The sequence below is a fragment of the Pseudomonas sp. TE3644 genome (assembly GCF_056278815.1).
In genome coordinates, this window is sequence record NZ_JBWBQF010000001.1 from 59,707 (window position 1) to 85,299 (window position 25,593).

The 25,593-nt window shown below is 64.3% G+C and carries 23 protein-coding genes; 14 read left to right on the forward strand and 9 right to left on the reverse strand.

Annotation, left to right across the window (positions count from 1 at the left end; genetic code table 11):
* The first annotated feature begins 442 nt into the window (after positions 1-442).
* The gene (locus ACZ9GA_RS00290; protein ID WP_457358002.1) at positions 443-1,495 is read left to right on the forward strand and encodes a DUF6515 family protein; all 1,053 of its coding nucleotides are present in this window, start codon (positions 443-445) and stop codon (positions 1,493-1,495) included.
* On the opposite strand, the gene ACZ9GA_RS00295 is transcribed toward ACZ9GA_RS00290, so the two are convergent.
* Together ACZ9GA_RS00295 and ACZ9GA_RS00300 are read right to left on the reverse strand one after the other, a co-directional pair.
* Positions 1,480-2,394, reverse strand: coding sequence for a cation diffusion facilitator family transporter (locus ACZ9GA_RS00295; RefSeq protein WP_457358000.1), 915 nt, complete (start codon positions 2,392-2,394; stop codon positions 1,480-1,482). The genes ACZ9GA_RS00290 and ACZ9GA_RS00295 overlap by 16 nt on opposite strands.
* Before the next feature lie 12 nt (positions 2,395-2,406).
* Positions 2,407-2,826, reverse strand: coding sequence for a hypothetical protein (locus ACZ9GA_RS00300; RefSeq protein ID WP_027981110.1), 420 nt, complete (start codon positions 2,824-2,826; stop codon positions 2,407-2,409).
* A gap of 108 nt (positions 2,827-2,934) precedes the next feature.
* Between ACZ9GA_RS00300 and hrpB the strand changes: the two genes are divergently transcribed.
* Entirely contained in the window at positions 2,935-5,460 is a 2,526-nt protein-coding gene (hrpB, locus tag ACZ9GA_RS00305; protein ID WP_457357998.1) for an ATP-dependent helicase HrpB, read from the forward strand.
* Positions 5,461-5,568: 108 nt separating this feature from the next.
* On the opposite strand, the gene ACZ9GA_RS00310 is transcribed toward hrpB, so the two are convergent.
* Complete coding sequence (locus tag ACZ9GA_RS00310; protein WP_457357996.1) at positions 5,569-6,660, reverse strand: endonuclease/exonuclease/phosphatase family protein; 1,092 nt, start codon at positions 6,658-6,660, stop codon at positions 5,569-5,571.
* A 64-nt stretch (positions 6,661-6,724) separates the two neighbouring features.
* The gene (locus ACZ9GA_RS00315; RefSeq protein WP_457357995.1) at positions 6,725-7,384 is read right to left on the reverse strand and encodes a hypothetical protein; all 660 of its coding nucleotides are present in this window, start codon (positions 7,382-7,384) and stop codon (positions 6,725-6,727) included.
* A 201-nt stretch (positions 7,385-7,585) separates the two neighbouring features.
* Here ACZ9GA_RS00315 and ACZ9GA_RS00320 point away from each other — a divergent pair, with 201 nt between their 5' ends.
* The 4 genes from ACZ9GA_RS00320 to ACZ9GA_RS00335 all read left to right on the forward strand — a co-directional run bounded on the left by ACZ9GA_RS00320 (position 7,586) and on the right by ACZ9GA_RS00335 (position 11,092).
* Positions 7,586-8,317: a DUF2076 domain-containing protein gene (locus ACZ9GA_RS00320; RefSeq protein WP_457357993.1), complete on the forward strand. Its 732-nt coding sequence runs from the start codon at positions 7,586-7,588 to the stop codon at positions 8,315-8,317.
* A gap of 131 nt (positions 8,318-8,448) precedes the next feature.
* Positions 8,449-8,928 carry a LabA-like NYN domain-containing protein gene (locus ACZ9GA_RS00325; RefSeq protein ID WP_027981137.1) on the forward strand — a complete coding sequence of 160 codons (480 nt, stop codon included), beginning with the start codon at positions 8,449-8,451 and terminating at the stop codon, positions 8,926-8,928.
* Between the two features lie 16 nt (positions 8,929-8,944).
* Positions 8,945-9,553: a 3'-5' exonuclease gene (locus ACZ9GA_RS00330; protein WP_457357991.1), complete on the forward strand. Its 609-nt coding sequence runs from the start codon at positions 8,945-8,947 to the stop codon at positions 9,551-9,553.
* Positions 9,554-9,754: 201 nt separating this feature from the next.
* On the forward strand, positions 9,755-11,092 hold the full coding sequence (locus ACZ9GA_RS00335; RefSeq protein ID WP_457357989.1) for an RNA helicase RhlE1: 1,338 nt from the start codon (positions 9,755-9,757) through the stop codon (positions 11,090-11,092).
* Between the two features lie 304 nt (positions 11,093-11,396).
* Here the strand turns inward: ACZ9GA_RS00335 and ACZ9GA_RS00340 are convergent, their stop codons facing one another.
* Positions 11,397-12,635: a TIGR03862 family flavoprotein gene (locus ACZ9GA_RS00340; RefSeq protein WP_457357987.1), complete on the reverse strand. Its 1,239-nt coding sequence runs from the start codon at positions 12,633-12,635 to the stop codon at positions 11,397-11,399.
* Positions 12,636-12,786: 151 nt separating this feature from the next.
* Positions 12,787-13,704, reverse strand: coding sequence for a histone deacetylase family protein (locus tag ACZ9GA_RS00345; RefSeq protein ID WP_457357985.1), 918 nt, complete (start codon positions 13,702-13,704; stop codon positions 12,787-12,789).
* 79 nt (positions 13,705-13,783) lie between these two features.
* Between ACZ9GA_RS00345 and ACZ9GA_RS00350 the strand changes: the two genes are divergently transcribed.
* From ACZ9GA_RS00350 to ACZ9GA_RS00365, 4 genes are all read left to right on the forward strand, one after another.
* On the forward strand, positions 13,784-14,353 hold the full coding sequence (locus ACZ9GA_RS00350; RefSeq protein WP_457357983.1) for a GNAT family N-acetyltransferase: 570 nt from the start codon (positions 13,784-13,786) through the stop codon (positions 14,351-14,353).
* 100 nt (positions 14,354-14,453) lie between these two features.
* Positions 14,454-15,323 (forward strand): acyl-CoA thioesterase II, encoded by an 870-nt coding sequence (tesB, locus tag ACZ9GA_RS00355; RefSeq protein WP_457357982.1) that lies wholly within the window; start codon positions 14,454-14,456, stop codon positions 15,321-15,323.
* Positions 15,320-15,913 (forward strand): HAD family hydrolase, encoded by a 594-nt coding sequence (locus ACZ9GA_RS00360; RefSeq protein WP_457357980.1) that lies wholly within the window; start codon positions 15,320-15,322, stop codon positions 15,911-15,913. Before tesB ends, ACZ9GA_RS00360 begins: the two co-directional genes overlap by 4 nt.
* Positions 15,914-16,232: 319 nt before the next feature.
* Positions 16,233-17,519, forward strand: coding sequence for a carbohydrate porin (locus ACZ9GA_RS00365; protein ID WP_457357979.1), 1,287 nt, complete (start codon positions 16,233-16,235; stop codon positions 17,517-17,519).
* On the opposite strand, the gene ypfJ is transcribed toward ACZ9GA_RS00365, so the two are convergent.
* Complete coding sequence (gene ypfJ, locus ACZ9GA_RS00370) at positions 17,520-18,419, reverse strand: KPN_02809 family neutral zinc metallopeptidase (RefSeq protein WP_457357977.1); 900 nt, start codon at positions 18,417-18,419, stop codon at positions 17,520-17,522.
* Positions 18,420-18,565: 146 nt separating this feature from the next.
* On the opposite strand from ypfJ, the gene pcaH reads away from it, so the two are divergent.
* Together pcaH and pcaG are read left to right on the forward strand one after the other, a co-directional pair.
* Positions 18,566-19,285 (forward strand): protocatechuate 3,4-dioxygenase subunit beta, encoded by a 720-nt coding sequence (gene pcaH / locus ACZ9GA_RS00375; RefSeq protein ID WP_457357975.1) that lies wholly within the window; start codon positions 18,566-18,568, stop codon positions 19,283-19,285.
* A 13-nt stretch (positions 19,286-19,298) separates the two neighbouring features.
* Positions 19,299-19,904, forward strand: coding sequence for a protocatechuate 3,4-dioxygenase subunit alpha (gene pcaG / locus ACZ9GA_RS00380; RefSeq protein ID WP_027981146.1), 606 nt, complete (start codon positions 19,299-19,301; stop codon positions 19,902-19,904).
* Between the two features lie 152 nt (positions 19,905-20,056).
* Here pcaG and ACZ9GA_RS00385 read toward each other — a convergent pair whose 3' ends face one another.
* The gene (locus ACZ9GA_RS00385) at positions 20,057-20,878 is read right to left on the reverse strand and encodes an aldo/keto reductase (RefSeq protein WP_457357973.1); all 822 of its coding nucleotides are present in this window, start codon (positions 20,876-20,878) and stop codon (positions 20,057-20,059) included.
* Between the two features lie 187 nt (positions 20,879-21,065).
* Between ACZ9GA_RS00385 and ACZ9GA_RS00390 the strand changes: the two genes are divergently transcribed.
* Entirely contained in the window at positions 21,066-21,842 is a 777-nt protein-coding gene (locus tag ACZ9GA_RS00390) for an IclR family transcriptional regulator (RefSeq protein ID WP_457357971.1), read from the forward strand.
* A gap of 112 nt (positions 21,843-21,954) precedes the next feature.
* Here the strand turns inward: ACZ9GA_RS00390 and ACZ9GA_RS00395 are convergent, their stop codons facing one another.
* Positions 21,955-23,271 carry an MFS transporter gene (locus tag ACZ9GA_RS00395; RefSeq protein WP_457357969.1) on the reverse strand — a complete coding sequence of 439 codons (1,317 nt, stop codon included), beginning with the start codon at positions 23,269-23,271 and terminating at the stop codon, positions 21,955-21,957.
* Between the two features lie 351 nt (positions 23,272-23,622).
* On the opposite strand from ACZ9GA_RS00395, the gene quiC reads away from it, so the two are divergent.
* Complete coding sequence (gene quiC / locus ACZ9GA_RS00400; RefSeq protein ID WP_457357967.1) at positions 23,623-25,533, forward strand: 3-dehydroshikimate dehydratase QuiC; 1,911 nt, start codon at positions 23,623-23,625, stop codon at positions 25,531-25,533.
* The last annotated feature ends 60 nt before the right edge of the window (positions 25,534-25,593 follow it).

A 25,593-nucleotide genomic window follows, 5' to 3' on the forward strand; every position in this document is an offset into this window, starting at 1 on the left:
TCTTTAATATTGCTGCAAATTATCCATCTGAAGGCAAAAATTGCGCAAGTGATGTTTTCATCAGCAATCTTAGCAATCCTGTGCCGCCGGCTTCGCCGTATTCTTTTAACCAGAATCACTACCCGGACACGAGTCCACTGCAACCAGACCCAAGCAGGCAGGTTGCGGCCACCGCCCCCACAGGGGACGTGCTGGCCCCCGGGTTACACACTGTCCAGAAGACGGCGTGAGGTGAGCCGACGCCACAAGCGTCGAGCAGGACGGAAGATACTCAAGGGGAGGCCGACGGGTCTCCCCTTCTTTATTTGTGCGCCAAAAAATACCCGCGCATGAAAAACATGTCCCCGCCGATACCCTTCCCATACAGACTGATAGACTTGAAGAACCGAACCCGGTTTTTCCAGTCTCATCTATACGCCCCAATCCCCCCGTGAGGAACAGCATGAAGTCGCGCATCTGGCATTTGGCAGGTGTTGGTTTACTCTGCGTGAGCGCGAGCGCTCAGGTCCTGGCCGAAGGCCCGGGGCCGCAGGATGATCATCGGGGCCCGCCAGGGCAGCAACGCGGTGGTGGTCAGCATGAAAACCGTCCGCAGCCGCAGCAACAACAGCAGCAACAACGCCCGCAGCAGCAAAGCGGCCAGTACCAGTTCCACCAGCAGAACTTCAACCGCGATCAGCAACCGGGCAACGCTCGCCCGCAAAACGCCCAGCCGCAGTTCCACCAGCAGCGCGACACCCCCACGCAGTTCCATCAGGAGCAACCGCGTGCGCCGCAGCAAAGCGGGCAATATCAGTTCCACCAGGAGCCACGCCAACAGCAGGTCGAACAACCGCCGATTCGCCCCCGCCCTGACGAAGTGCGCCAGACCCAGCAACCGATTCGTGGCAACTATGCCGACATGCCCAACCGCGATCGTCGTGACGACCGCCGCTGGCCCGGCCGTCCGGATGGCCGTGGCAATGGCTGGGGCCCCGGCCCGCAGTACCGTCCGGGGCAATTTGTGGATCGCTTCCCCGGCCAGTCCTACCGCGTGCCGTACCGTGGCGGTGACTACTTCTACTCAGGCGGTTATTGGTACCGTCCCGAGGGCCCGCGCTACATCGTGGTGGCGCCGCCACGCGGCATTCGCACCCGCTATCTGCCCGACTACGCCAGCGAAGTGTGGATTGGCGGCTCGTTGCTTTTCCTCGCCGCCGGCAGCTATTACCAGTGGCTGGATAGCTCCCAGGAATATGAAGTGGTGAACCCGCCCGTTGCCCAGGTGGAGCAGCCGCAGCCAGCAGCCGACCCATATGACGTAGCCGTCTACCCGGCCTACGGGCAAAGCCCCGAGCAGATCCAGCAAGACAAGTACGAGTGCTACCGAATTGCCGTGCAACAGACCGGCTTCGACCCGGCCAACGCCACCTACGCCCCCGACCCTGCGGTGGTGTACAGCTACCGCAACGCCTTGGCGTCGTGCCTGAGCACCCGGGGTTACAGGGTGAATTGAGGCGTGTGGGGCTTGCCGGCCCGCACCACGTCTTCGGGGTCGGCGTGCACCAGCACTTCGGCCTTCGGGTACTGCGCCATGATCGCCGCCTCGGCCTGTTCGCACAGGTCATGGGCGGCGGTCAGGGTCAGGTCCCCCGGTAATTCCAGGTGCAACTGCACGAACCAATGGTTGCCCGACACTCGCGTGCGCAGGTCATGGGCACCCAGCACGCCAGGCACTGCGCAGGCCAGTTGCAGCATCTGCTCACTGACATCCACCGGCAACTCCTGATCCATCAGGATGGCCGAGCTTTCCCGGGCGATCTGCACTGCGCTCCAGAGGATGTACAGCGAAATTCCCAGGCCAAAGTAGGCGTCCATCTGCCCGAAGCCGAACTGCGCCAGCAGCAACGCCACCAGGATGCTGCCGTTGAGCATCATGTCCGAGCGGTAATGCAGCGAGTCGGCGCGGATGGCGGTGGAGCCGGTTTCGCGGATCACCTTGAACTGAATGGCCAACAGGCCTGCGGTCAGCACCAGCGACAGCACCATCACCGCGATACCCACCCCGGCCTGCCCCAGCGGCTGCGGGTTTTGCAGACGTTCGATGGCCTGGTAGGCGATCAGCACGGCACTGAAACCAATGAACAGCGCCTGGGCCATGCCCGCCATGGCCTCGGCCTTGCCGTGCCCGTAGCGATGATCCTCATCGGCGGGCCGCAGGGCGTAGTGCACGGCCAGCAGGTTGAGGAACGAGGTGGCACCGTCCAGCACCGAGTCGGTGAGGCCGGCCAGCAGGCTGACCGAACCGCTCAACCACCAGGCGATGGCCTTGGCAATGATCAGGATCGTGGCCGTGGCCAGCGACGCCCGGGTGGCCAGGCGCAGCAGCTTGATGTGGCGAGCGGATGTGGTCATGGGGGCCTGTGCTTATGCGGCGGGCTTGAGGCCGTACATGGCCAGCTGTTCGACGCTGCCACGGCTCTCGATCAGGCGCGGGTCGTTCAGGGGCAGGCTGCGACCCAGTTCATTGTGCAGGATGGCTTCCAGCTTGGCGCGGTCCACCTTGCCGTCGACGCCCACGGCTTCGCGCAGTTTTTCCGGCGCGACCTGGGCGGTCTTGCCATGGGGGAAGTAGATGGCGCCGGTGGCAAAGTCGACACCGAACGCGATCAGGCCGGGGATGATGTAGAACAGCAGCCCGACGGCGTCGGCGATGGCAATCACCGGGTCGATGCGGCCTTCGATCTGGCCGCGACGCTCAGGGTAAAAGAGGCTGCCGCAGGCCGTTACCTGGGTGAGCAGGGCGCCGACCAGGACGCCGCCAATCAAACGCGAAGGAATACGCATGGGAATCTCCGAAAAGGTAAATGCAACCGTACCGGGTCGCTGTAATTAAGACCATGATTATGCAGCTCTGGTTCGCCGTTATACTCGTCGGCTTGCTTGGGAGCCACCATGATTTCATTGCCAATTGATGTCGTTCTGCCTGCGCTACGCGAAGCGCTGAGCGAACGCCACGAAGCCGTCCTCGAAGCGCCGCCCGGCGCCGGTAAAACCACCCGTGTGCCGCTGGCGCTGCTGGATGAACCCTGGCTGGCCGGCCAGACCATCCTGATGCTGGAACCGCGGCGCCTGGCCGCCCGCGCGGCCGCCGAGCGCCTGGCCAGCGAGCTGGGGGAAAAGGTCGGTGAAACCGTGGGTTATCGCATCCGCCTGGAAAGCCGCGTGGGGCCCAAGACCCGCATCGAAGTGGTCACCGAAGGCATTCTCACGCGTCGGCTGCAGGATGATCCGGCGCTGGATGGCGTGGGGCTGCTGATCTTCGACGAATTCCATGAGCGCAGCCTGGACGCCGACCTGGCGCTGGCCCTGAGCCTCAACGGCCGCGAGTTGCTGCGTGACGATCCGCCGCTGAAGATCCTGCTGATGTCCGCGACCCTGGAGGGAGAGCGCCTGGCAGCCATGCTCGACGACGCGCCGGTGGTGCGCAGCGAAGGGCGCATGTTCCCGGTGGCGATGCGCTGGGGTCGGCCGTTCCAGCCCGGCGAGTTTATCGAGCCGCGGGTGGTCAATACCGTGCTCGAAGCGCTCAACGACGAGACCGGCAGCCTGCTGGTGTTCCTGCCCGGTCAGGCCGAAATCCGCCGCGTGCACCAGCAACTCAGCGATGCCCTGGGCGAGGGCGGCAACGTGCTGCTGTGCCCATTGCACGGCGAACTGGACCTTAACGCCCAGCGCGCCGCCATCGATCCGGCACCGCCCGGCAAGCGCAAGGTGGTAATGGCCACCAATATCGCCGAGACCAGCCTGACCATCGACGGCGTGCGCGTGGTCATCGACGCGGGCCTGGCGCGGGTGCCGCGTTTCGACCCGGGCAGCGGCATGACCCGCCTGGACACCCAGCGCATCTCCCGCGCCAGCGCCACCCAGCGCGCCGGCCGGGCAGGGCGGCTGGAGCCGGGTGTGTGTTATCGCCTGTGGTCCGAAGCGCAGCACGAGCAACTGGCGGCGTACGGTGCTGCCGAAATCCTGCAGGCCGACCTTGCCGGCCTTGCCCTGCAATTGAACCGCTGGGGCGTCACCCCGGCGCAGTTGAGCTGGCTCGACCTGCCGCCTGCTGCCGCCTACAGCCAGGCGCTGGACCTGCTGGTACGCCTGGGCGCGCTCGCCGAGCCAACGGCGGTCAGCCTCACCGAGCACGGTCAGGCCATGGCCCAGCTACCGGCGCATCCGCGCATCGCCCATCTGTTGTTGCGCGGGCAGGCGCTGGGGCTGGCTGACCTGGCCTGTGACGTGGCCGCCTTGCTGGGCGAACGTGACATCGTCCGTGGTGCAGGTGCCGACTTGCACAGTCGTCTGGGCCTGTTGTCCGGCGAGCAGCGCGGCGGCCGAGGCAGTCAGGGCGGGGTGCAGCGGGTGAGACAACTGGCACGGCAATACCGTGGCTATCTGAAAGGGGCTGCAAGTGAGCCGGTCGGCGATGCCGATCATCCCCGCTGGCTCGGCGCCTTGCTGGCGTTGGCCTACCCCGACCGGGTTGCCCAGCAACGCCGTGCCGGTGGCGGCGAATACCGCCTAGCCAACGGCCGCGCTGCGCAGTTCGGCGAGCCGGACGCGCTGATGAAGCATGAATGGATTGTCATCGCCGACCTCGGCAGCCGCCAGGGTCAGCGTGAAGAGCGCATCTACCTGGCCACTGATTTCGATGCGCACCTGTTCGACGGCGTGCTGGCCGAGCAGGTGCGCCAGGTCGATCAGCTGGAGTGGGATGAGCGCGAAGGCGTGCTGCGCGCCGAACGCCAGCGCAAGGTGGGCGAACTGGTACTCAGCCGCGAGCCACTGCCCGGCCTGGACGATGCCGCACGCGCCCGGGCGCTGGCCGGGCTGGTGCGGCGCAAAGGGCTGGAACTGCTGCCCTGGACCCCGGAACTGCGCCAATGGCAGGCGCGGGTCAACCTGCTGCGCCAGCTGGACCTGGCCAAGGGTACCAGCAGCGAATGGCCGGACGTCAGCGATGCTGCCCTGCTGGCCACGCTGGAAGATTGGTTGGAACCGTATCTGGGCAAGGTCACGCGCCTGAGCCACTTCGGCAACCTGGACCTGTCCTCCATCCTGCGCAACGCCTTGCCCTGGCCGCTGCCGCAGCGCCTGGACGAATGGGCCCCGCAGCACCTGACGGTGCCGTCGGGCAGCAATGTGCGGCTGGATTACAGCGAGCATCCGCCGATCCTGGCCGTACGATTGCAGGAGCTGTTTGGCCTGGCTGAAACCCCGCGTATCGCCAATGGCCGCCAGCAAGTATTGCTGCACCTGCTGTCCCCGGCGCGCCGCCCGGTGCAGGTGACCCAGGACCTGGCCAACTTCTGGCGCACCACCTATGCCGAAGTTAAGAAGGACCTCAAAGGCCGCTACCCCAAACACTACTGGCCGGACGACCCCCTGATCGCCGAAGCCACCGCGCGCATCAAACCCCGCAAATGACCCTTCGTGGGAGCGGGTTCTACCCGCGAAAAGAACCACGCGGTTCGTCAGCCATTCCGCGGGATGGCCTTCGCGGGTAGAACCCGCTCCCACAGAAGAAAGTTGTGGCTACGGGACCGTTGGCGGCGGCAGCAGCACCCGCGCCGTCAGCGGCAGGTGATCCGAGATCTCCTCGGTATCCTCCTGGCGCACCCGTGCCTCGATGCGCTTGAGCTTGGGGCTATGGAACAGGTAATCCAGCGTGCGATCCGGCGCCGCTATCGCCGGGTCGTTGGGGTAGTGGGTAAACCAGTCCGCACGATCCTCGCCACTGGCCTCGGTGTTGTCCGGAATCATGGGGTAACGATCCCACAGCAGATGCAGGTCGCTGTCGGCGGGATAGGCCGCCCGCTGCGCCGGCGGCAAACGCATCGCCTGCCCCAGCGGCAGGGCATTGAAATCCCCGCCCAGCAACCACGGCGTGCCATGGCTCTCCATGCGGTCGATACGCTTGAGAATCGCCTGAATCTGCCGCGCCTGGGTATCTTCGTCAGGTGCGTAGTCATCCAGATGAGTATTGAGCACCGCCAGTTGCCCGCCGCCCTGAATTGGCAGGTAGCTGGTCAGCAGCGCGCGATGCGGATCGAAGGGCGCCGTCAGCCAGTGCCCTTCGCGGCGTGGCAATTGCTGACGTTCGGCCTGCACGATTTGATAGCGACTAAGCGTGGCCAACTTGCGGCCAACACTGCCGAGAATATGCGGGTTGGGGATAAAGTCGGCCTTCCAGTCGAACGCTTCGACGCCGCACGGGTACAGGTCGACGATGCGGGCACGCAGCAACGCCAGCTGGTCCTGGTAGTCGCTGGCCTTGGCGTTGTCGTCCAGTTCCTGCAACAGCAGCACGTCGGGCTGCTCGTCGCGGATCACCCGGGTCACTTCATCAAGGTTGTAGGCCAGGTCTTCGCGGGTGGCGCGCTCGTCCGGGCCGCTGCCGTCGGGCAGGTCGTACCAGAACACGTATTGCTTGCCGGCCAGGTGCTGCACGTTCCAGGTCATCACCTTCACGGCCTGGCCGGGCACCAGTTGCGGGGCCTGCGCACGGCAGGTCTGCGCAAGCTTTTCGCGGGGCTGGGGGCGCCAGGTGAGGGTGTAGACCAGCAGCCCCGCCAGCAGTGCCAGGGCCAGTAGTACCAGCAGGGAAATGCGCAGCAATCGGGTCATGGGCTCGGCTTATGGCTTTGCGGTATCACCGCAGCATAACCGAGCCGCTCGTCGCGCCCAAGCCTCAGGCCTGGCCGGTGTCGTCCACGCGCAGCATGAACAGGCGGTACAGCACCACACTGGTGAACAGCTGCAGGAAGCCGTTGACGCTGTCCAGCAGCAGTTGCTGCCAGTGGCTGGGCTCCGGCCATACCATGGCGCTGGCCAGCTCGATGGCGCCCAGTGGCAGCATCGCCCCCAGCAGGCAGGTGAGGATGCGCACGAAATGCCCCTGGGTCAGCTGGAAGCTCTCGCGCATGGCCGACATGGGCGTCAGGCCGCGCAATACCAGCAGGTATTCGGAGAACACCAGTTTCACCAGCACATATAGCCCCGGCAGCATGAACAGCGACAGGCCCAGCATGATCAGCACGGTGCTGGTCGCCGCCAGCAGGGCGAAATACGGCCACATGCGCAGGGTGGCCGCCAGCAGGTTGCGCTTGAGCGGTTGCAGGCCTTTGCTGCGGGCGTCCAGGAACAGGATCAGCGCGCCGGTGTACAGCGGGTAGAACAGCAGCCCCACGGCGATGTCATACATAGGCGAGGCATCGGGGCCCACGGCCTGTTGCACCATTTGTGCGCCCAGGGCTTCCAGCACCACCAGCGGCAGGCACAGTTGGGCGATGGCCAGCAGGTTGCGGCGGAAAAAATACAGGGAGTCACGCAAGACGGTCAGCGGGTTCATCAGTCGGTATCGCACATGTAAAAGCAGGCCGACACTTTAGCCGATGCGCCCAGCCGCTCCAACCGCCGTCACCGATGGCTGCCTGAAGGAAGTTTCATGCGGTGCCGCCATTGAAACCGTCATGGCCGTGCCCCATTTTGTACACAGGCCGCCCATACCGGGCCGGGCCGACATTTTTACCGGCAATCTAACGAGGTCGCCATGAACAGCGAAGAGCAAACCCTGATCGATGGTCTGTTTACCCGGCTCAAGCAAGCCGAAACGGGAGCAGCCCCACGCGACGCCCAGGCGTTCGAGCGGATCAAGGAACATGTGGCCGCGCAACCGGCAGTGCCTTACTACATGGCCCAGGCCATCCTGGTGCAGGAAGCGGCCCTCAAGCGCATGGACGAGCAGGTCAAACAATTGCAATCGGACCTGGCCCAAGCCCAGGCCCAGGCTGCTGCCGCTTCCCAGCAACAGCCCCAGGCCAGCGGTGGTTTTCTGTCCAGCATCTTCGGCGGCAGCTCGCGCCCGGCGGCACCTGCCCCGGCACCGCAGTCGTCCGGCGGCTGGCGCGAGCCTGCCAATCAGTATCAGCAGCCACCGCAACAGCCCCAGTACGCGCCCCCACCACCGCCACAACAGGCGGCGGCCCCGGCCGGCGGCGGCTTCATGCGTGGTGCACTGCAGACCGCAGCCGGCGTGGCCGGTGGTGTGATGCTGGCCGAGGGCATCAGCAGCCTGTTCCACCACAACAACCAGCCCCAGGAAATTGTCGAAGTGCTGCAAGAGCCAGCACCGGTGCAGGACCAGGGCGGTTGGGGTGGCGAACCCGAGCGTTTCGCCAATAACGACGCGTGGGGCAACAACGACAACAGTGGCTTCGCCGACACCGACTTCAACGATGACAGCGGCGGCAGCTTCTTCGACGACGACGATACCTTCGTCTGATCCCCCCCTCGGCCAATGGCCCGCCACCACCCGGCGGGCCATTTCGCCAGACAATTCCCAGCACCCGCGTCGCAACTGGCATACTGACGGCCTGATCAAGGTCGAGCGCTTTGGCGCCACGAGGATGTGCGGTGAAAAGAATCGCGGTGTTCGCCGATGTACAAAACCTCTATTACACCGTGCGCCAGGCTTACGGCTGCCATTTCAACTATGCCGCCCTGTGGGCCGACATCAGCAAGCATGGCCAGATCGTCGAGGCCTACGCCTATGCCATCGATCGCGGTGACAGCAAGCAGCAGCAGTTCCAGCAGATCCTGCGCAACCTGGGGTTCACGGTAAAGCTCAAGCCCTACATCCAGCGCAGCGACGGCTCGGCCAAGGGCGACTGGGACGTGGGCATCACCCTGGACATCATGGACGCCGCCGATCACGTCGACGAAGTGGTGCTGGCCTCCGGTGATGGCGACTTCGACATGCTGCTCGAACGCATCATCAGCAAGCACGGCGTGCAGGCCGTGGCCTACGGTGTGCCTGGGCTGACCGCCAATTCGCTGATCCGCGCCGCCAGCCGCTACGTGCCCATCGAAGGCGCGTTGCTGCTCAAGAACTGAATACCCTGGAGTTGTAGTGGAACGTATTGCTGTCATCGACTTTGAAACCACCGGCATCTCGCCGGGGGCCTACTGCCGTGCCACCGAAATCGCCGTGGTGATGCTCGAACGCGGGCAGATCGTGGACCGTTACCAGAGCCTGATGAACGGCGGCGTTGCGGTGCCGGCCTTCGTCACCAGCCTGACCGGCATCAGCACGGCCATGGTGCGCGCAGCGCCGCCTGCGGCCCAGGTGATGAACGAAGTGGCTGATTTTGTCGGTGACACGCCACTGTTGGCGCACAACGCTTCGTTCGACCAGCGGTTCTGGGATTTCGAACTGGGCCTGCTGCGCCGCGAGCGCCGCCAGCGCTTTGCCTGCTCGATGCTGCTGGCCCGCCGCCTGATGCCGGCGGCGCCCAACCATAAACTGGGCACCCTGACCCAATGGGCCGGCCTGCCAAACACAGGCACCGCCCACCGGGCTATGGCCGACGCCGAGATGGCGGCCAACCTGATCCAGCACCTGGCGGGTCAATTGCGCACCACCCACGGCCTGCCCAACGTTTCGCACGAACTGTTCTGCACCTTGCAGAAAGTCCCCGCCGCCAAGATCGGCGACGCCCTGCGCAAACATCGCGGCTAACCCGCACCCAGCGTAGCCGCTGCCGCCAGGCTGCGCTGGCCCTTGCAGACACTGAAGATCTCCAGTGAGGCAGAGGGCCAGCGCAGCCTTCGGCAGCGGCTACAGGTTCGGCTTTGATCTATTGATCGCGCTGGTGAGCAGCAACCGCCGCCAACAAGGTAAACTGCCCCCCATTGCAGAACTTCACCTGACGGTACCCCCATGACATTCGCCACCCTTGGCCTGATTGAACCCCTGCTGCGCGCCCTGGAAACCCTCGGCTACCAGACCCCGACGCCAGTCCAGGCCCAGGCCATTCCGGCCGTGCTGGCCGGCCGCGACCTGATGGCCGCCGCCCAGACCGGCACCGGCAAGACCGCCGGCTTCGCCCTGCCGATGCTGCAACGCCTGACCATGGAAGGCCCGAAAGTGGCCAGCAACTCGGTGCGCGCACTGGTGCTGGTGCCGACCCGCGAACTGGCCGAGCAGGTGCACGCCAACATCCAGGAATACGGCCAGCACCTGCCGCTGAGCACCTACGCGGTATACGGCGGCGTCAGCATCAACCCGCAGATGATGAAGCTGCGCAAGGGCGTCGACCTGCTGGTGGCCACCCCCGGCCGTCTGCTGGACCTCTACCGCCAGAACGCAGTCAAGTTCAGCCAGCTGGAAACCCTGGTGCTGGACGAAGCCGACCGCATGCTCGACCTGGGCTTCGCCGAAGAGCTGCGTGACATCTACGCCGCCCTGCCCAAGAAGCGCCAGACCCTGCTGTTCTCCGCCACCTTCTCCGACGCCATCCGCCTGCTGGCCGGGCAGATGCTCAACAACCCGCTGAGCATCGAAGTCAGCCCGCGCAACGTCGCTGCGGCCTCGGTCAAGCAGTGGGTGGTCACGGTGGACAAGAAGCGCAAGCCGGAGCTGTTCATCCACCTGATGAAGCGCCACAAGTGGCAGCAGACCCTGGTGTTCGCCAAGACCCGCAACGGTGTTGACGCACTGGTCGAGCGCCTGCAGGGCCTGGGTATCAACGCCGACGGCATCCACGGCGACAAGCCCCAGGCTACCCGCCAGCGCGCCCTGGATCGCTTCAAGGCCAGCGAAGTACAGATCCTGGTGGCCACCGACGTTGCTGCTCGCGGCCTGGACATTGATGACCTGCCAACCGTGGTCAACTTCGACCTGCCGATCGTGGCTGAAGACTACGTGCACCGCATCGGTCGTACCGGCCGTGCTGGCCAGACCGGTGAGGCGATCTCGTTGGTGTGCGCTGATGAAGTGCAGCTGCTGTCGGCCATTGAAGTGCTGACCCGCCAGACCCTCAAGCGTGTCGACGAAGCCGGTTTCGAGCCTGATCACCGTGTGCCGGAAACCAACGCCAGCGGCGACGTGCTGAAGAAGCCGAAAAAGCCGAAGAAGCCCAAGGTCAGCGGCGGCAAGAAAACGCTGGGCAAATGGATGGACAGCGGCGACACCCCGACCGAAAACGTGGCTCCAGCGCCGCGGCCGGTGCGCAAGGTGCCGGTGTTCAACACCGGCCCACGCAAGCGTAAACCCTGATTCAGGCGCAGGGGCTACTGGCCTCTCGCGAGCAAGCTTTGCTCCCACAATGTAAAGCCCAACATCGGTGCTTGCCCTAACACTGTGGAAGCAAAGCTTGCTCCCACAATGTAAAGCCCAACATCGGTGCTTGCCCTAACACTGTGAGAGCAAAGCTTGCTCCCACAATGTAAAGCCCAACATCGGTGCTTGCCTTAACACTGTGAGAGCAAAGCTTGCTCCCACAATGTAAAGCCCTACATCGGTGCTTGCCTTAACACTGTGGGAGCAAAGCTTGCTCGCGATGAGGCCAGCACCGGCACCATCATCCAGTGGCCAGCCACCCCAACGCGCCCTCTGCGGCGCGGCGCCCACTGGCGAAGCAGGCCGTCAGCAGATACCCGCCCGTAGGCGCCTCCCAATCCAGCATCTCGCCGGCGCAGAACACCCCCGGCACCGCCTTCAGCATCAACCCGTCATCCAGCCCTTCGAAGCGCACCCCACCCGCGGTACTGATCGCCTCATCCAGCGGCCGTGGCCGCACCAGCACAATCGGCAGCGCCTTGATCGCCCGGGCCAGGGCCTGTGGATCATCGAACGTGGCCTTGTCGGTCAACTCACGCAGCAACGCCGCCTTCACCCCATCAATGCCCAGGGCGCTGTGCAGATGCTTGGCCATGGAGCGCGACCCACGCGGCTTGCTCAGCGCCGCGGCGACTTTATCCACAGCCTTGTTGGGCAGCAGATCGAGATAGACCGTTGATTGGCCCGTCGCATTGATCTGCTCGCGAATCTGCGCCGACAGCGCATACACCAGGCTGCCTTCGATACCGCCTGCGGTGACGATCGCCTCACCCAGGCGCGGCGCCCCGTCGGCCAGGTGCATGGCCACGTTCTTCAACGGTGCCCCGGCAAACTTGTCGCGCAGCAGTTGGCTCCAGGCCGCCACTTCGAAACCGCAGTTGGCCGCCTGCAACGGTGCTGTATCCACACCGCGCGCCTGCAACCATGGCAGCCAGGCGCCGTCCGACCCCAACCGCGCCCAACTGGCGCCGCCCAACGCCAGCAGCGTGGCGTCTGGGTTGAGCGCGATCTCACCCCCGGAATGGGTTATGCACAGGCTCCCGTCCGCGTTCCAACCCTGCCAGCGATGCCGGGTGTGGATAACCACACCCTGTTCGCGCAGGCGCTTGAGCCAGGCGCGCAGCAGCGGGGCGGCTTTCATGTCGGTGGGGAACACGCGGCCGGAGGTGCCGATGAACGTGTCGATGCCCAAACCGTGAATCCACTGGCACAGGTCATCGGCATTAAAGCCTTCCAGCAGCGCAGCCACTTCAGCCTGGCGCTCGGCATAACGGCCGACGAAGGCCGGGTAGGGCTCGGAGTGGGTGATGTTCATGCCGCCCACCCCGGCCAGCAGGAACTTGCGGCCGACCGACGGCATGGCGTCGAACACCTCGACGCGGGCGCCGGCCTGGCTGAGCACTTCGGCCGCCATCAAACCGGCAGGGCCGCCGCCGATGATTGCGATGTGGTGGGCGGGGGCGGGGCGGGAATCGGACATGGATGGCTACACGGGGCGAAATAAGCCGTCCATTGTATCTCATCGCCGGTGGATAAAAAACGTACAACCGGCTGCAGGCCACGCCGTTACTGGCGTGGCAGAGCTTTCCCGCAGGTTATCCACAGGCGGTTCCACAGGCGATGTGGGTAAGTCACAGCCCCAGATCTGTCCACACCCGTTGCGCGCTGTGATGCAGCAGGCCATGGCGACGGGCCAAGGCAGGTCGATCCTTGCTGTAACCGCCGCCGATCACGCCCATCACCGGGATGTCGCGGCCCAGGCAGTGGCGCATCACGCGCTCATCGCGTGCCGACACCCCGGCGTCGGTCAGTTGCAGGTAACCCAGGGCATCGTCCTTGTGCACATCGACGCCGGCGTCGTACAGCACCAGGTCTGGCTGATACAGCGGCAGCAGGTAGTTCAGTGTGTCGTCCACCACCTGCAGGTAGTCGGCGTCGCCCATGCCCATGGGCAAGGGGATGTCCCAGTCGCTGTCGGCCTTGCGCGCGGGAAAGTTTTTTTCGCAGTGCAGCGACACAGTGATGGCGTCCGGCGTATTGGCCAGGATCCGCGCCGTGCCGTCGCCCTGGTGCACGTCGCAGTCGAAGATCAGCACACGGTTGACCCGGCCGCTGGCCAGCAGCTGGTGGCTGATGATGGCCAGGTCATTGAAGATGCAGAAGCCTGCCGGATGATCGTAGTGGGCATGGTGGGTGCCGCCCGCCAGGTGGCAGGCCAGGCCATGCTGCAACGCCTGCTCGGCGGCCAGCAGCGAGCCGCCGACGGCGCGCACGGTGCGCCGCGCCAAGGCTTCGCTCCACGGCAGCCCCAGGCGCCGCTGATCTTCGCGCGCCAGCTGGCCGCTCATGAAGCGTTCGATGTAGTCGCGGTCATGGGCCAGCGCCAGGGTGTCGGCCGGGCACAGAGGCGGGCGCAGCAGGTCGGCGTCGCGCACCAGGCCGCTGTCCACCAGGTGGTCGCGCAGCAGCCGGAACTTGTCCATGGGGAAGCGATGCTCGGCGGGGAAGGGCGGGCTGTAGTCGTCGTGGTAAATCAGTGGCAGCGGCATGAGCAATTCGGGTCCGGTGGGTGTCCGATTCTTGCCATCGGCACGTTAAACTTCAAGGACTGCATGGGGGACTCGATCAATGAAGCCGATCCTGGAGCTGGAAAGCGCACGCCTGGTGCTGCGCCAGTGGCGCGACGACGACCTGCCGGAGTTCGCCGCGATGTCGGCCGACCCGCAGGTAATGCGCTATTTCCCCGAGCTGCTCAGCCGCCTGGAAAGCGCCGCCCTGATTGGCCGCATCCGTGGCCATTTCAACGAATTCGGCTTCGGCCTGTGGGCGCTGGAGCGCAAGGACACCGGCGCCTTCATCGGTTTTACCGGCCTCAACACCGTAAGCTTCGACGCGCCCTTCACCCCGGCCGTGGAAATCGGCTGGCGCCTGGCACGCCGCCATTGGGGCCTGGGCTTTGCCAGCGAGGCGGCGTGGACCAGCCTGCGCGCCGCCTTCGGCCAGTTGGGCCTGGAGGAAGTGGTGGCATTCACCGCCCAGTGCAATCTGCCGTCGGAAAAGGTGATGCAGGCCATTGGCATGCAGCGCGACCCTGGCGACGATTTCGATCATCCACGGCTGCCGCCCGGTCATGAATTGCAGCGCCACGTGCTCTACCGTATCAATCGTGACCAATGGCGGGAAACGCTGCACGGCTAGACCCATGTCGTGGCACTGGGGTAGGCGTGCTCAAACGCTGTATCATTTGCCACTACTGTCTCGTCTCACGGGCACTGTTTCTGTTTTTTGGAGAGTTCGAATGAGCCATGTGTTGGACGATCTGGTCGACCTGTTGACCCTTGAGCCGATCGAGGAAAACCTGTTCCGCGGGCGCAGCCAGGACCTGGGCTTCCGCCAGTTGTTCGGTGGCCAGGTGCTGGGCCAGTCGCTGTCGGCGGCCAGCCAGACCGTCGAGGATGCCCGCCACGTGCATTCGCTGCATGGTTATTTCCTGCGCCCCGGCGACGCCCAGTTGCCGGTGGTGTACATGGTCGACAAGGTGCGCGACGGCGGCAGCTTCAGCACCCGCCGGGTCACCGCGGTGCAGAAGGGCCAGCAGATCTTCACCTGCAGCGCCTCGTTCCAGTACGACGAGCAGGGCTACGAGCACCAGGCCGCGCTGCCCGCCGTGGTGGGCCCGGAAAACCTGCCCACCGAGCTTGAGCTGACCCAGAAAGTGGCGCACCTGCTGCCCGAGCACATTCGCGACAAACTGCTGTGCCCCAAGCCGATCGAAGTGCGCCCGGTGACCGAGCGCGACCCCTACAACCCGGTGCCGGGCGATCCGGTGAAGTATGTGTGGTTCCGCGCCGACGGCACGCTGCCGGACATCCCGGCGCTGCACAAATACATCATGGCCTACGCCTCGGACTTCGGCCTGCTGACCACCTCCCTGCTGCCCCACGGCAAGTCGGTGTGGCACAAGGATATGCAACTGGCCAGCCTTGACCACGCCCTGTGGTTCCACGGCGACCTGCGCGCCGATGACTGGCTGCTGTACGCCATGGACAGCCCGTGGGCCGGCAATGCCCGCGGCTTCTGCCGCGGCAGCGTGTACAACCGCGCCGGCCAGCTGGTGGCGTCCTCGGCCCAGGAAGGCCTGATTCGCCACCGCAAGGACTGGGCATGAGCCTGCGTGATATCCGCCACTGGGTGTTCGACATGGACGGCACCCTGACGGTGGCGGTGCATGATTTCGCGGCCATCCGCGTGGCCCTGGAAATCCCGCCCGAGGACGACATCCTCACCCACCTGGCCACCTTGCCGGCCGAGGTGGCCGCCGCCAAGCATGCCTGGTTGCTTGCGCACGAGCGCGAGTTGGCCGTGGCTTCACGCGCGGCCGACGGCGCGGTGGAACTGGTTCGCAGCCTGGCCGAACGTGGCCACACCCTCGGCATCCTGACGCGCAATGCGCAGGAGCTGGCGCACATCACCCTGCAAGCCATCGGCATCGCCGACTGCTTCGCGGTGCAGGATGTGCTGGGGCGTGACAATGCGCTGCCCAAGCCCGACCCCGATGGCCTGCTGAAGCTGGCCGACGCCTGGGGCGTGGCGCCGGCGCAGATGGTGATGGTGGGTGACTACCGTTTCGACCTGGATTGCGGTCGGGCGGCGGGGGCCCACACCGTGCTGGTGAACCTGCCCGACAACCCCTGGCCTGAGCTTGCCGACTGGCACGCACCGACCTGCGCCGACCTGCTCAACCTCGCCAATACCTGACTTGATCACAACTCTTCACTGACCTCATCGCGGCCAAGGCCGGCTCCTACGCCGATCGTGGTAGGAGCCGGCCTTGGCCGCGATACAGGCAACGCGATTTCTCCTGCGACAACCCACACCGCGCCCCGCACGACCTTCGCACACCTCAAAATGAAACTAAACTAACTATTCCGATCATTTTCTTAAATTCCGCAATACAATTTTGTTACCATTGGTCTTAATCCCCTCGGGGTGCGTCATTATGATGCACCCTCTGTATTGGGCGTAATGCACCTGCCTGCCGATACCCCCCCTGAATCAATCGAAATCGTAGAGAATCATGCTGATCAAATCCTCGCGTTGCATCAAGACTTCGGGCCTGGTGGCCGGCCTGTCGTTGGGCTCCCTGGCTGTCTCGGCCCCGGGCATGGCCCTGGCCGATGACTCCACCATGACCGGCAACTGGGGCGGCACCCGCACCGAATTGGAACAGAAAGGCGTCAAGCTGACCGGCGACTACGTGTCCGAAACCTTCGGCACTGTCCACGGTGGTGAAAGCCATGGTGCACGCTACGCCCAGCAACTGCGCCTGGGCGCACGCTTCGACCTCAGCAAGATTCTGGGTGTGGATAACGGCGGCGTCGTGCAAGTGACCGTCACCGACCGTCGCGGCAACAGCGCCTCGGCCGACCTGGTCGGCAACCGCCTGCCAGTGCAGGAAATCTACGGTGGCCAGTACACCCGCATCAGCGAGTTCAGCTACGAGCGCACCATCTTTACCCCGGACCTGGACATGAAAGTCGGCTTCATGCCGATGGGTAACGATTTCGGCGGCATGAGCATCCTCACCAACTTCGTCAACGCCGGCTTCTGCGCCCACCCGTTGTCGATGTCCGGTGGCAGCGGCTGGACCAACGCCCCGACCGGCCACTGGGGCGGCATGCTCAAATACAAGATCAACGACGAGTGGGCTATCCAGACCGCCGCGTTCGAGGTCAACCCGATCACCAACAGCGAGTCCAAGTACGCGCTGCGCATGAGCCCGGATCACTACACCGGCACCATCATGCCGATCGAAGCGATCTACACCCGTGGTGGCACCTACGACGGTCAGTACAAGTTCGGCTGGTACTACGACACCTCCGACACCGCGCGCATCAACGGCAGCGGCACCGCCGCCGGTCGTTCGGGTGCCTACGTGCTGGCCGACCAGGCTGTATGGCGTTCGGAAACCGACCCCAAGCGCAACCTGCACGTGTTTGGCCAGGCTACCCAGACCGACGCCGCCACATCGCCGTTCCGTCACTGGTACTCGGCTGGCATCGTGCTGCACAAACCGTTCGACAGCCGTCCTGACGACGCCATCGGCCTGGCCTACGGCCGTGCAGTGCTCAACGAGCGCACCCGCGACAACCAGATCGCCGCTGCTTCCACCGCCGTTGCGGCCGATGACATCGACAACCTGGACAGCGGCGAGCAGCTGATCGAGCTGAGCTACACCGCCCAGGTCACCAAGTGGCTGACCGTGCGTCCTGACGTGCAGTACATCAAAGAGCCAGGCGCCTTCTACGGCACCAACACCCAGAACGCCCTGATGGCCGGTGTGCAGATCAAGGCTGCATTCTGATCACAGCGCCTTCGCCGCAAAGGTATCGCACTGGTTGATCTGACCTTGTGCGAACCCGGTCTTGAACCAGCGCACGCGCTGGGCTGAAGTGCCATGGGTGAACGAGTCGGGGACCACGCGTCCCTGGCTCTGTTGCTGCAAGCGATCGTCGCCAATGGCATTGGCGGCGTTCAGCGCCGACTCCACGTCGCCGGGTTCCAGCCAGTGCAGCCGCTGCTGCGCATGGTAGGCCCACACCCCCGCCAGGCAATCGGCCTGCAATTCCTGCCTCACCGATAAACCGTTCGCGCCTTCCATGGCTGCGCCGCGTTGGCGTGCCGCCTGCACTTTGGCCGGTATCCCCAACAGGTTCTGCACGTGGTGGCCCACTTCATGGGCAATCACATAAGCCTCGGCGAACTCGCCGGCGGCCTGAAAGCGCTGGGCCATTTCCTTGAAGAAGTCCATGTCCAGGTACACCTGCTTGTCCCCTGGGCAATAGAAGGGGCCGGTGGCCGAGGTGGCAAAACCGCAGGCCGAGTTGACCTGGCCGCGGAACAGCACCAGCTTGGGGTCCTGATACTGGCGGCCGCCTTGCTGGAACACTTCGCGCCAGGTGTCTTCGGTGTCGCCCAGCACGGCGCGGACAAATTCCGCCTGTTCGTCGTTGGCGGGCGGGGCAGGGCGGTCGCGGGTGTCTACCGGGGCGGTCTGTGGCTGGCTCAGTTGCCCGGTCAGTTGTCCGAGAATCTGCATCGGGTCCTGGCCGGTCAGCAGGCCGAAGCCTACGATCAGCACCACGGCCGTCAGGCTCAGGCCCTTGCCGCCAATGCGCAGGCCGCCGCCTCCGCCGCCTGCAGCGGAACCGTCATCCCGTGCGTCAACCACGTTGTCACTGCGACGACCTTTTTTCCACAACATGGCGCATACCCTCCACGACAGGACTTCGGATAACCATTTGGTTATGTATGTGACCGCACTATTCAATTTTCGTTGTAGTGTTTTTCATTGAGACTAGTCCGAAGCCTGTCCGCAGGACCCAATAAATCAAATAATAGGAGAACGGCATGTCTTCCCAAGACACCAGTCGCTTCGTTATCCGTGATCGTAACTGGCACCCCAAGGCCCTGACCCCCGACTACAAGACCTCCGTGGCACGCTCCCCGCGCCAGGCGCTGGTCAGCATCCCGCAGTCGGTCAGCGAGTCCACCGGCCCTGATTTCTCGCACCTCAAATTCGGCAAGTACGACAACGACCTGTTGTTGAACTTCAACAACGGTGGCCTGCCGATCGGTGAGCGCATCATCCTGGCCGGCCGCGTGTGCGACCAGTACGGCAAGCCGATCCCGCACACCCTGGTGGAAATCTGGCAGGCCAACGCCGGCGGCCGTTATCGCCACAAGAACGACCGCTACCTGGCGCCGCTGGACCCCAACTTCGGTGGTGTCGGCCGCATGGTCACCGACAGCGAAGGTTACTTCAACTTCCGCACCATCAAGCCGGGCCCGTACCCATGGCGCAACGGCCCCAACGACTGGCGTCCTGCGCACATCCACGTGTCCATCAGCGGCCCGTCGATCTCCACGCGCCTGATCACCCAGCTGTACTTCGAAGGTGACCCGCTGATCCCGATGTGCCCGATCGTCAAATCGATCGCCGACCCGGAAGCGGTGCAAAGCCTGATCGCCAAGCTGGATATGAACCACGCAAACCCGATGGATTGCCTGGCATATCGCTTCGACATCGTGCTGCGCGGCCAGCGCAAGACCCACTTCGAAAACTGCTGAGGAGAGCGCCACCATGCCTATTACCCTGCTCAAGGAAACACCTTCGCAGACCGCCGGCCCGTACGTGCACATCGGCCTGGCCCTGTCCGCTGCCGGCAACCCGCCGCGCGACGAAGAAATCTGGAACCAGATGGCCAAGCCTGGCGCGCCTGGCGAGCACATCATCCTGCTGGGCGATGTCTACGACGGCAACGGCCACAAGGTGCGCGATTCGTTCCTGGAGTTCTGGCAGGCTGACGCCAACGGCCACTACGACACGGACTACAACCTGGAGAAGCCGTTCAACAGCTTCGGCCGCACCGCCACCACCTTCGACGGCGGTGAGTGGGACCTGCACACCATCAAGCCGGGCGTGGTCAAGAACGCCGCTGGCGTGCCGATGGCACCGCACATCAACGTCAGCCTGTTTGCCCGTGGCATCAACATCCACCTGCAAACCCGCCTGTACTTCAGCGACGAAGCCGAGGCCAACGCCAAGGACCCGGTGCTGAACCTGATCGAGCAGCCGGCCCGTCGCGAGACCCTGATCGCCACCCGTTGCGAAGTGAATGGCAAGACGGCCTACCGTTTTGACATCCGCATCCAGGGTGAAGGCGAGACAGTGTTCTTCGACTTCTAAGCCTGAATGCAGCCACAAAAAACCGCCCTTCAAGGCGGTTTTTTTATGCCTGTAGCCGCTGCCGCCAGGCTGCGCTGGCCTGTGTGAACCCTGAAGATTTTCAGTGATGCACAGGGCCAGCGCAGCCTTCGGCAGCGGCTACGGGTTGTTCGTCAGTCCCACTGCGGGGCGAAGGGCGGGCTTACCAGCCGCTGATCCTTGGGCAACGCCGCAATGATCCGGCGATCTTCATCATCCAGCGGCACCTGCAGCGACGCCAGGTTGCTCAGCTGATTGGCCTTGCTGGCCGCCTTTGGAATCGCCGCCACACCGTCCTGATCCAGCAGCCATTTCAGCGCCACCTGGGTCGGCAGCACGCCGTGCTTCTTGGCGATAGCTTGCAGTTCAGGAATGTCCGACACACGGTTGCGCAGCAGCGGGCTATAAGCCGTCAGCGCCATGTCGTGCTTGCGCGCCAGTTGCAGCAGCGGGCTCTGGTCCAGGGTGACGTGGTATTCAACCTGCAGCACCGACAGCGGTGCGCCCAGTTCTTCCAGCACACGGGTCAGCAGCGGCAGCGGGAAGTTGGCCACGCCGATGTTGCGCGCACGGCCGTCTTCCTTGAACGACACCAGGGTCTCGATGGTGCGTTCCAGGTCCCAGTCCTTGGTCGGCCAGTGGATCATGAACAGGTCGATGTAGTCGCTTTGCAGCGCCTTCAGGGTGTTGTCGAACGACTGGCGCATGTCGGCCGGAGCCAGTTTGTCCCACCACACCTTGCTGGTGACATGGATCTGCTCGCGCGGCACCGAGGACTGCACCAGGGCTTTGCCCACCGCGTCTTCGTTGTTGTAGCCGGCGGCGGTGTCGATGTGGCGGTAGCCCACGTCCAGCCCCTGAATCACCGCGGCGGTGCATTCCTCGCCCACCATGGGCCAGGTGCCCAGGCCCAGCTTGGGCATGTTCAGCCCGTGACGGTTGGTGATGCTCTGCATGCTCGATCTCCCTGCATTCGTGTGTGGTGACGGATTCTGTAGTATTTTGGAATCAGGTTCCACATTCTATGGCCGCGTTTCCCGCCCGGCCAAGGGGTGGGGCGGCAAAGTTGGGCGAAGATCGGACAATGGTTGCACTTCGCCCGCCCATGGCTACTATCGCCACACTTTCACCAGGACCATGACCATGGCCGGCAGTCAGATCGAACGTGCTTTCAGCCTTCTGGAAAGCCTCACCAGCGACCCCCGCGGCTTGCCCATGCAAAGCCTGGCCGAGCAACTGGACATCCCCAAAAGCGCCACCCACCGCATGCTGGGCGAACTGATGCGCCTGGGCTACGTGCGGCAGAACCCGGACAACAGCCGCTACCACCTGTCCACCAAGCTGGTGGCCATGGGTTTCCGCTACCTGGCCAGCAGCGGTGCCGACATCGTCCAGCCGATCCTCGACCGCCTGGCGCAGGAGACCGGTGAGCTGGTGCGCCTGGGCGTGATCGATGGCGACCGCCAGACCTGGATCGCCAAGGCCCAGGGCGCCCGCTCGGGGCTTCGCTACGATCCGGAAATGGGCCAGGACGCGCCGTTGTTCTACACCGCATCCGGCCATGCCTGGCTGGCCAGTATGAGTGATGAGCAGGCGCTGGTGCTGGTGGAGCAGCAGGGCATCGCCGACCGTGCGGACTTCGGGCCCAATGCGCCGACCTCGAATGAACACTTGCTGCGCTACCTGGAGCAGGCGCGGGGGCGGGGTTATGCGTTGGTGATCGAGAGCTCGGCGGTGGGTACGTCGGCGATTGCGGCCGTGGTGCGTCGCCCGCTGGATGGCGGGGTGGTGGGGGTGTTGAGCGTGGCGGGGCCGACGGCGCGGTTGAGTGAGGCGCGGTTGCAGGAGTTGTCGGTGTTGTTGCTGGCTGCTACCGAAGAGCTGTCCAGCGCCAGCCCGGCGTCCGAGTTGTTCAGCTAGACATGTTGTAGCCGCTGCCGCCAGGCTGCGCTGGCCCCCGAGTACGCTGAAGATCTTCAGCGAGGCATGGGCCCAGCGCAGCCTCGCGGCAGCGGCTACGCGCGTCAGTGACTCAATCCACCACCGGCACCTTGCGCGGCGCCATCAGGTACAACCACGTCAGGGCAATGAAATACATCCCCGGGATGATCATGAACAACACGTGATAGTTGTTGTTCGTCACGGTCAGGATGTAACCCACGATCTGGGTCATGAACATGCCCCCGATCGCCGCGCACATGCCGCCAAAGCCAAACACCGTACTCATCATGTGCTTGGGCGTGTAGTCCATCACCACCGCCCAGATGTTCGCCGTCCACGCCTGGTGCGCGGCAATCGCCAGGGAGATCGCCAGTACCGCCACCCACAGGTTGCTGGTGCCGGCCGCGCCCACCACGGCAATGATGCACAGGGCGAACAGCAGCATCGAGGTCAGGCGTGCCTTGACCGGCGATACGCCACGGCCAATCAGGAACGACGACAGGATGCCGCCGCCCACGCTGCCAAAGTCGGCGCTCAGGTAAATGATGATCAGCGGGATGCCCATCTGGGTCACGTTGATGCCCAACTGGTATTGCTGGTTCAGGAACGGCGGCAGCCAGTACAGGTAGAACCAGAACACCGGGGCGGTGATCGAGTAGGCCAGGGCGAAGGCCCAGGTGCCGCGCATGCGCAGGATTTTGTGGAACGGCACGGCCTTCTGGTCAGGCTCGGGCTCGCCCTGCACGTAGTCCAGTTCGCTCTGTTTCACCCGCGGGTGATCTTCGGGGTTGTAGTATTTCAGGCCCCAGAACACCACCCAGGTCAGGCCCAGGAACGCCATGCACACGAACGCGGCCTGCCAGCCCCACACGGTCAGGATCAGCGGCAGCATCACCGGGGTAATCATGGCGCCCACGTTGGTGCCGGCGTTGAAGATGCCGGTGGCCACGGCGCGTTCGCCGGCCGGGAACCACAGGCGGGTGGTCTTCACGCAGGCCGGGTAGTTGGCGGCCTCGGTCAGGCCCAGGATGAACCGGCATACCATGAAGCCCACCGCCGAGGTGGCCAGGCCGTGCAGGCCGGTAGCCAGGCTCCACAGCAGCACCGCGCAGAAGAACACGCGTTTCACGCCCACCTTGTCGATCAGTCGGCCTTGCAGCACGAAGCCGATGGCGTAGCCCACCTGGAACCAGAAGTTGATGTTGGCGTAGTCCATCGCCGTCCAGCTCATTTCCTTGGCCAGGATAGGCTGCATGACGCCCAGGGCGGCACGGTCGATGTAGTTCAGGGTGGTGGCGAAGAACACCAGGGCGAGCATGCCCCAGCGGGTCTTTCCGACGGCCATGGCGCCGCGGATTTTCTCGCCCATGCTGGCATGGCGAGACGCAAGAACATTTACAGCTTGCATGGTAGTTACCCGATTCTTGAAATTTTTATGGAGTAGCGCTCTCTGGAATTCTCTGGGTATGAGAACTTCAGATTCATTTGCCGGTTGGCTTTTGGCCGCCTGACAGACTTCAATGAGGGGTGGGGATGTTGGCGATTGGTCGAAAAATCGTCAATTGAACCGGCCGCTTTTCGGTCGATAATCGCACACAAAACTAACTGGTTCGTACGCGCCCGAATTGCGGTATAAATTACTATCCAAGAATTCTTTCAACCCGCCGCAGGTGCACCTGACACCTCGCAGCGGACACCGGTTAGCTGCCGAAGTACGCACCGTTCAAGTGCCCGCGCAGCAGCCCCATGGAGCTGAACCATGCATCGTTCGATTGCCACCGTCTCCCTGAGCGGTACCCTGCCGGAAAAACTCGAAGCCATCGCTGCGGCCGGTTTCGACGGCGTCGAGATTTTCGAAAACGATTTGCTGTACTACGACGGCAGCCCCCGTGAGATCCGCCAGATGTGCGCCGATCTGGGCATCGCCATCACCCTGTTCCAGCCGTTCCGTGACTTCGAAGGCTGCCGCCGCGACCGCCTGGCGCGCAACATCGAACGCGCCGAGCGCAAGTTCGACCTGATGCAGGAACTGGGCACCGACCTGGTGCTGGTGTGCAGCAACGCTTCGGCCGACTCGGTGGGCGACCGCCAGATCCTGATCGACGACCTGCACCTGCTGGCCGAACACGCCGGCAAGCGCGACCTGCGCATCGGCTATGAAGCCCTGGCGTGGGGCAAGCACGTCAACACCTACCAGCAGGTCTGGGACATCGTCAAAGCCGCCGACCACCCCAACCTGGGCGTGCTGCTGGACAGCTTCCACACCCTGTCGCTCAAGGGCGACCCGGCCGCCATCGCCGACATCCCCGGCGACAAGATCTTCTTCGTGCAGATGGCCGACGCGCCGATCCTGAACATGGACGTGCTGGAGTGGAGCCGCCACTTCCGCTGCTTCCCGGGCCAGGGCGAATTCGACCTGCCAGGCTTCCTGGCACCGATCATCAAGTCCGGCTACACCGGCCCGCTGTCGCTGGAAATCTTCAACGACGGCTTCCGCGCCGCGCCGCCGCGCGCCAACGCCGCCGACGGCCTGCGTTCGCTGCTGTACCTTGAGGAAAAAACCCGCAAGCTGCTGGAGAAGGAAGCAGCGCCGGTACCGAACCTGGACATCCTGTTCTCGCCGCCCGAGGCCGATCAGTACGATGGCGTCGAGTTCCTGGAATTCGCCGTCGACGAGGCCCAGGGTGCCAAACTGGGCAGCTGGCTGGAGCAACTGGGCTTCGCCAAGGCCGGCCAGCACAAGTCCAAGGCCGTGAGCCTGATGCGTCAGGGCGACATCAACCTGATCCTCAACTCCGAGCCGTACTCGTTCGCCCACAACTTCTTCGAGTCCCACGGCCCGTCGCTGTGCGCCACCGCCATCCGCGTAAAAGACAGCGCCAAGGCGCTGGAGCGTGCCGTAGCCTACAAAGGCCAGCCGTTCCGTGGCCTGGTAGGCCCCAACGAGCGTGAACTGGCCGCTGTGCGCGCCCCCGATGGCAGCCTGATCTACCTGGTGGACCAGGATGACCAGGGCCGCACCATCTACGACACCGACTTCAGCATCCAGGACGTCAAGCCGAGCGCCCTGGGCCTCAAGCGCATCGACCACATGGCCATGGCGCTGCCACCAGACAACCTGGACAACTGGACGCTGTTCTACAAGAGCCTGCTGGACTTCACCGCCGACGACGAAGTGGTGCTGCCCGACCCGTACGGCCTGGTGAAAAGCCGCGCCATCCGCAGCCGCGACAGCTCCATCCGCCTGCCGCTGAACATCTCGGAGAACCGCAACACGGCCATCTCCCACGCGCTGTCCACCTACCGTGGCTCGGGTGTGCACCACATCGCCTTTGACTGCGACGACATCTTCGCCGCCGTCACCAAGGCCAAGGAAGCGGGCCTGGCGCTGCTGGACATCCCGCTCAACTACTACGACGACCTGGCCGCGCGCTTCGACTTCGACGACGAGTTCCTCAGCGAGCTGGCCTACTACAACGTGCTCTACGACCGTGACGCCAACGGCGGCGAGCTGTTCCACGTGTACACCGAACCCTTCGAAGACCGCTTCTTCTTCGAAATCATCCAGCGTCGCAATGGTTATGCCGGCTATGGGGCGGCAAACGTGGCGGTGCGCCTGGCAGCCATGGCCAAGGCGCGCAGCAAGGGTGTTCGTCACGCCAAATTGTAACCATTTGTAGGGAACTGCAAGCCTTTGGTTGTATACCGGGGCTTGCAGGCTTCCTTCGCC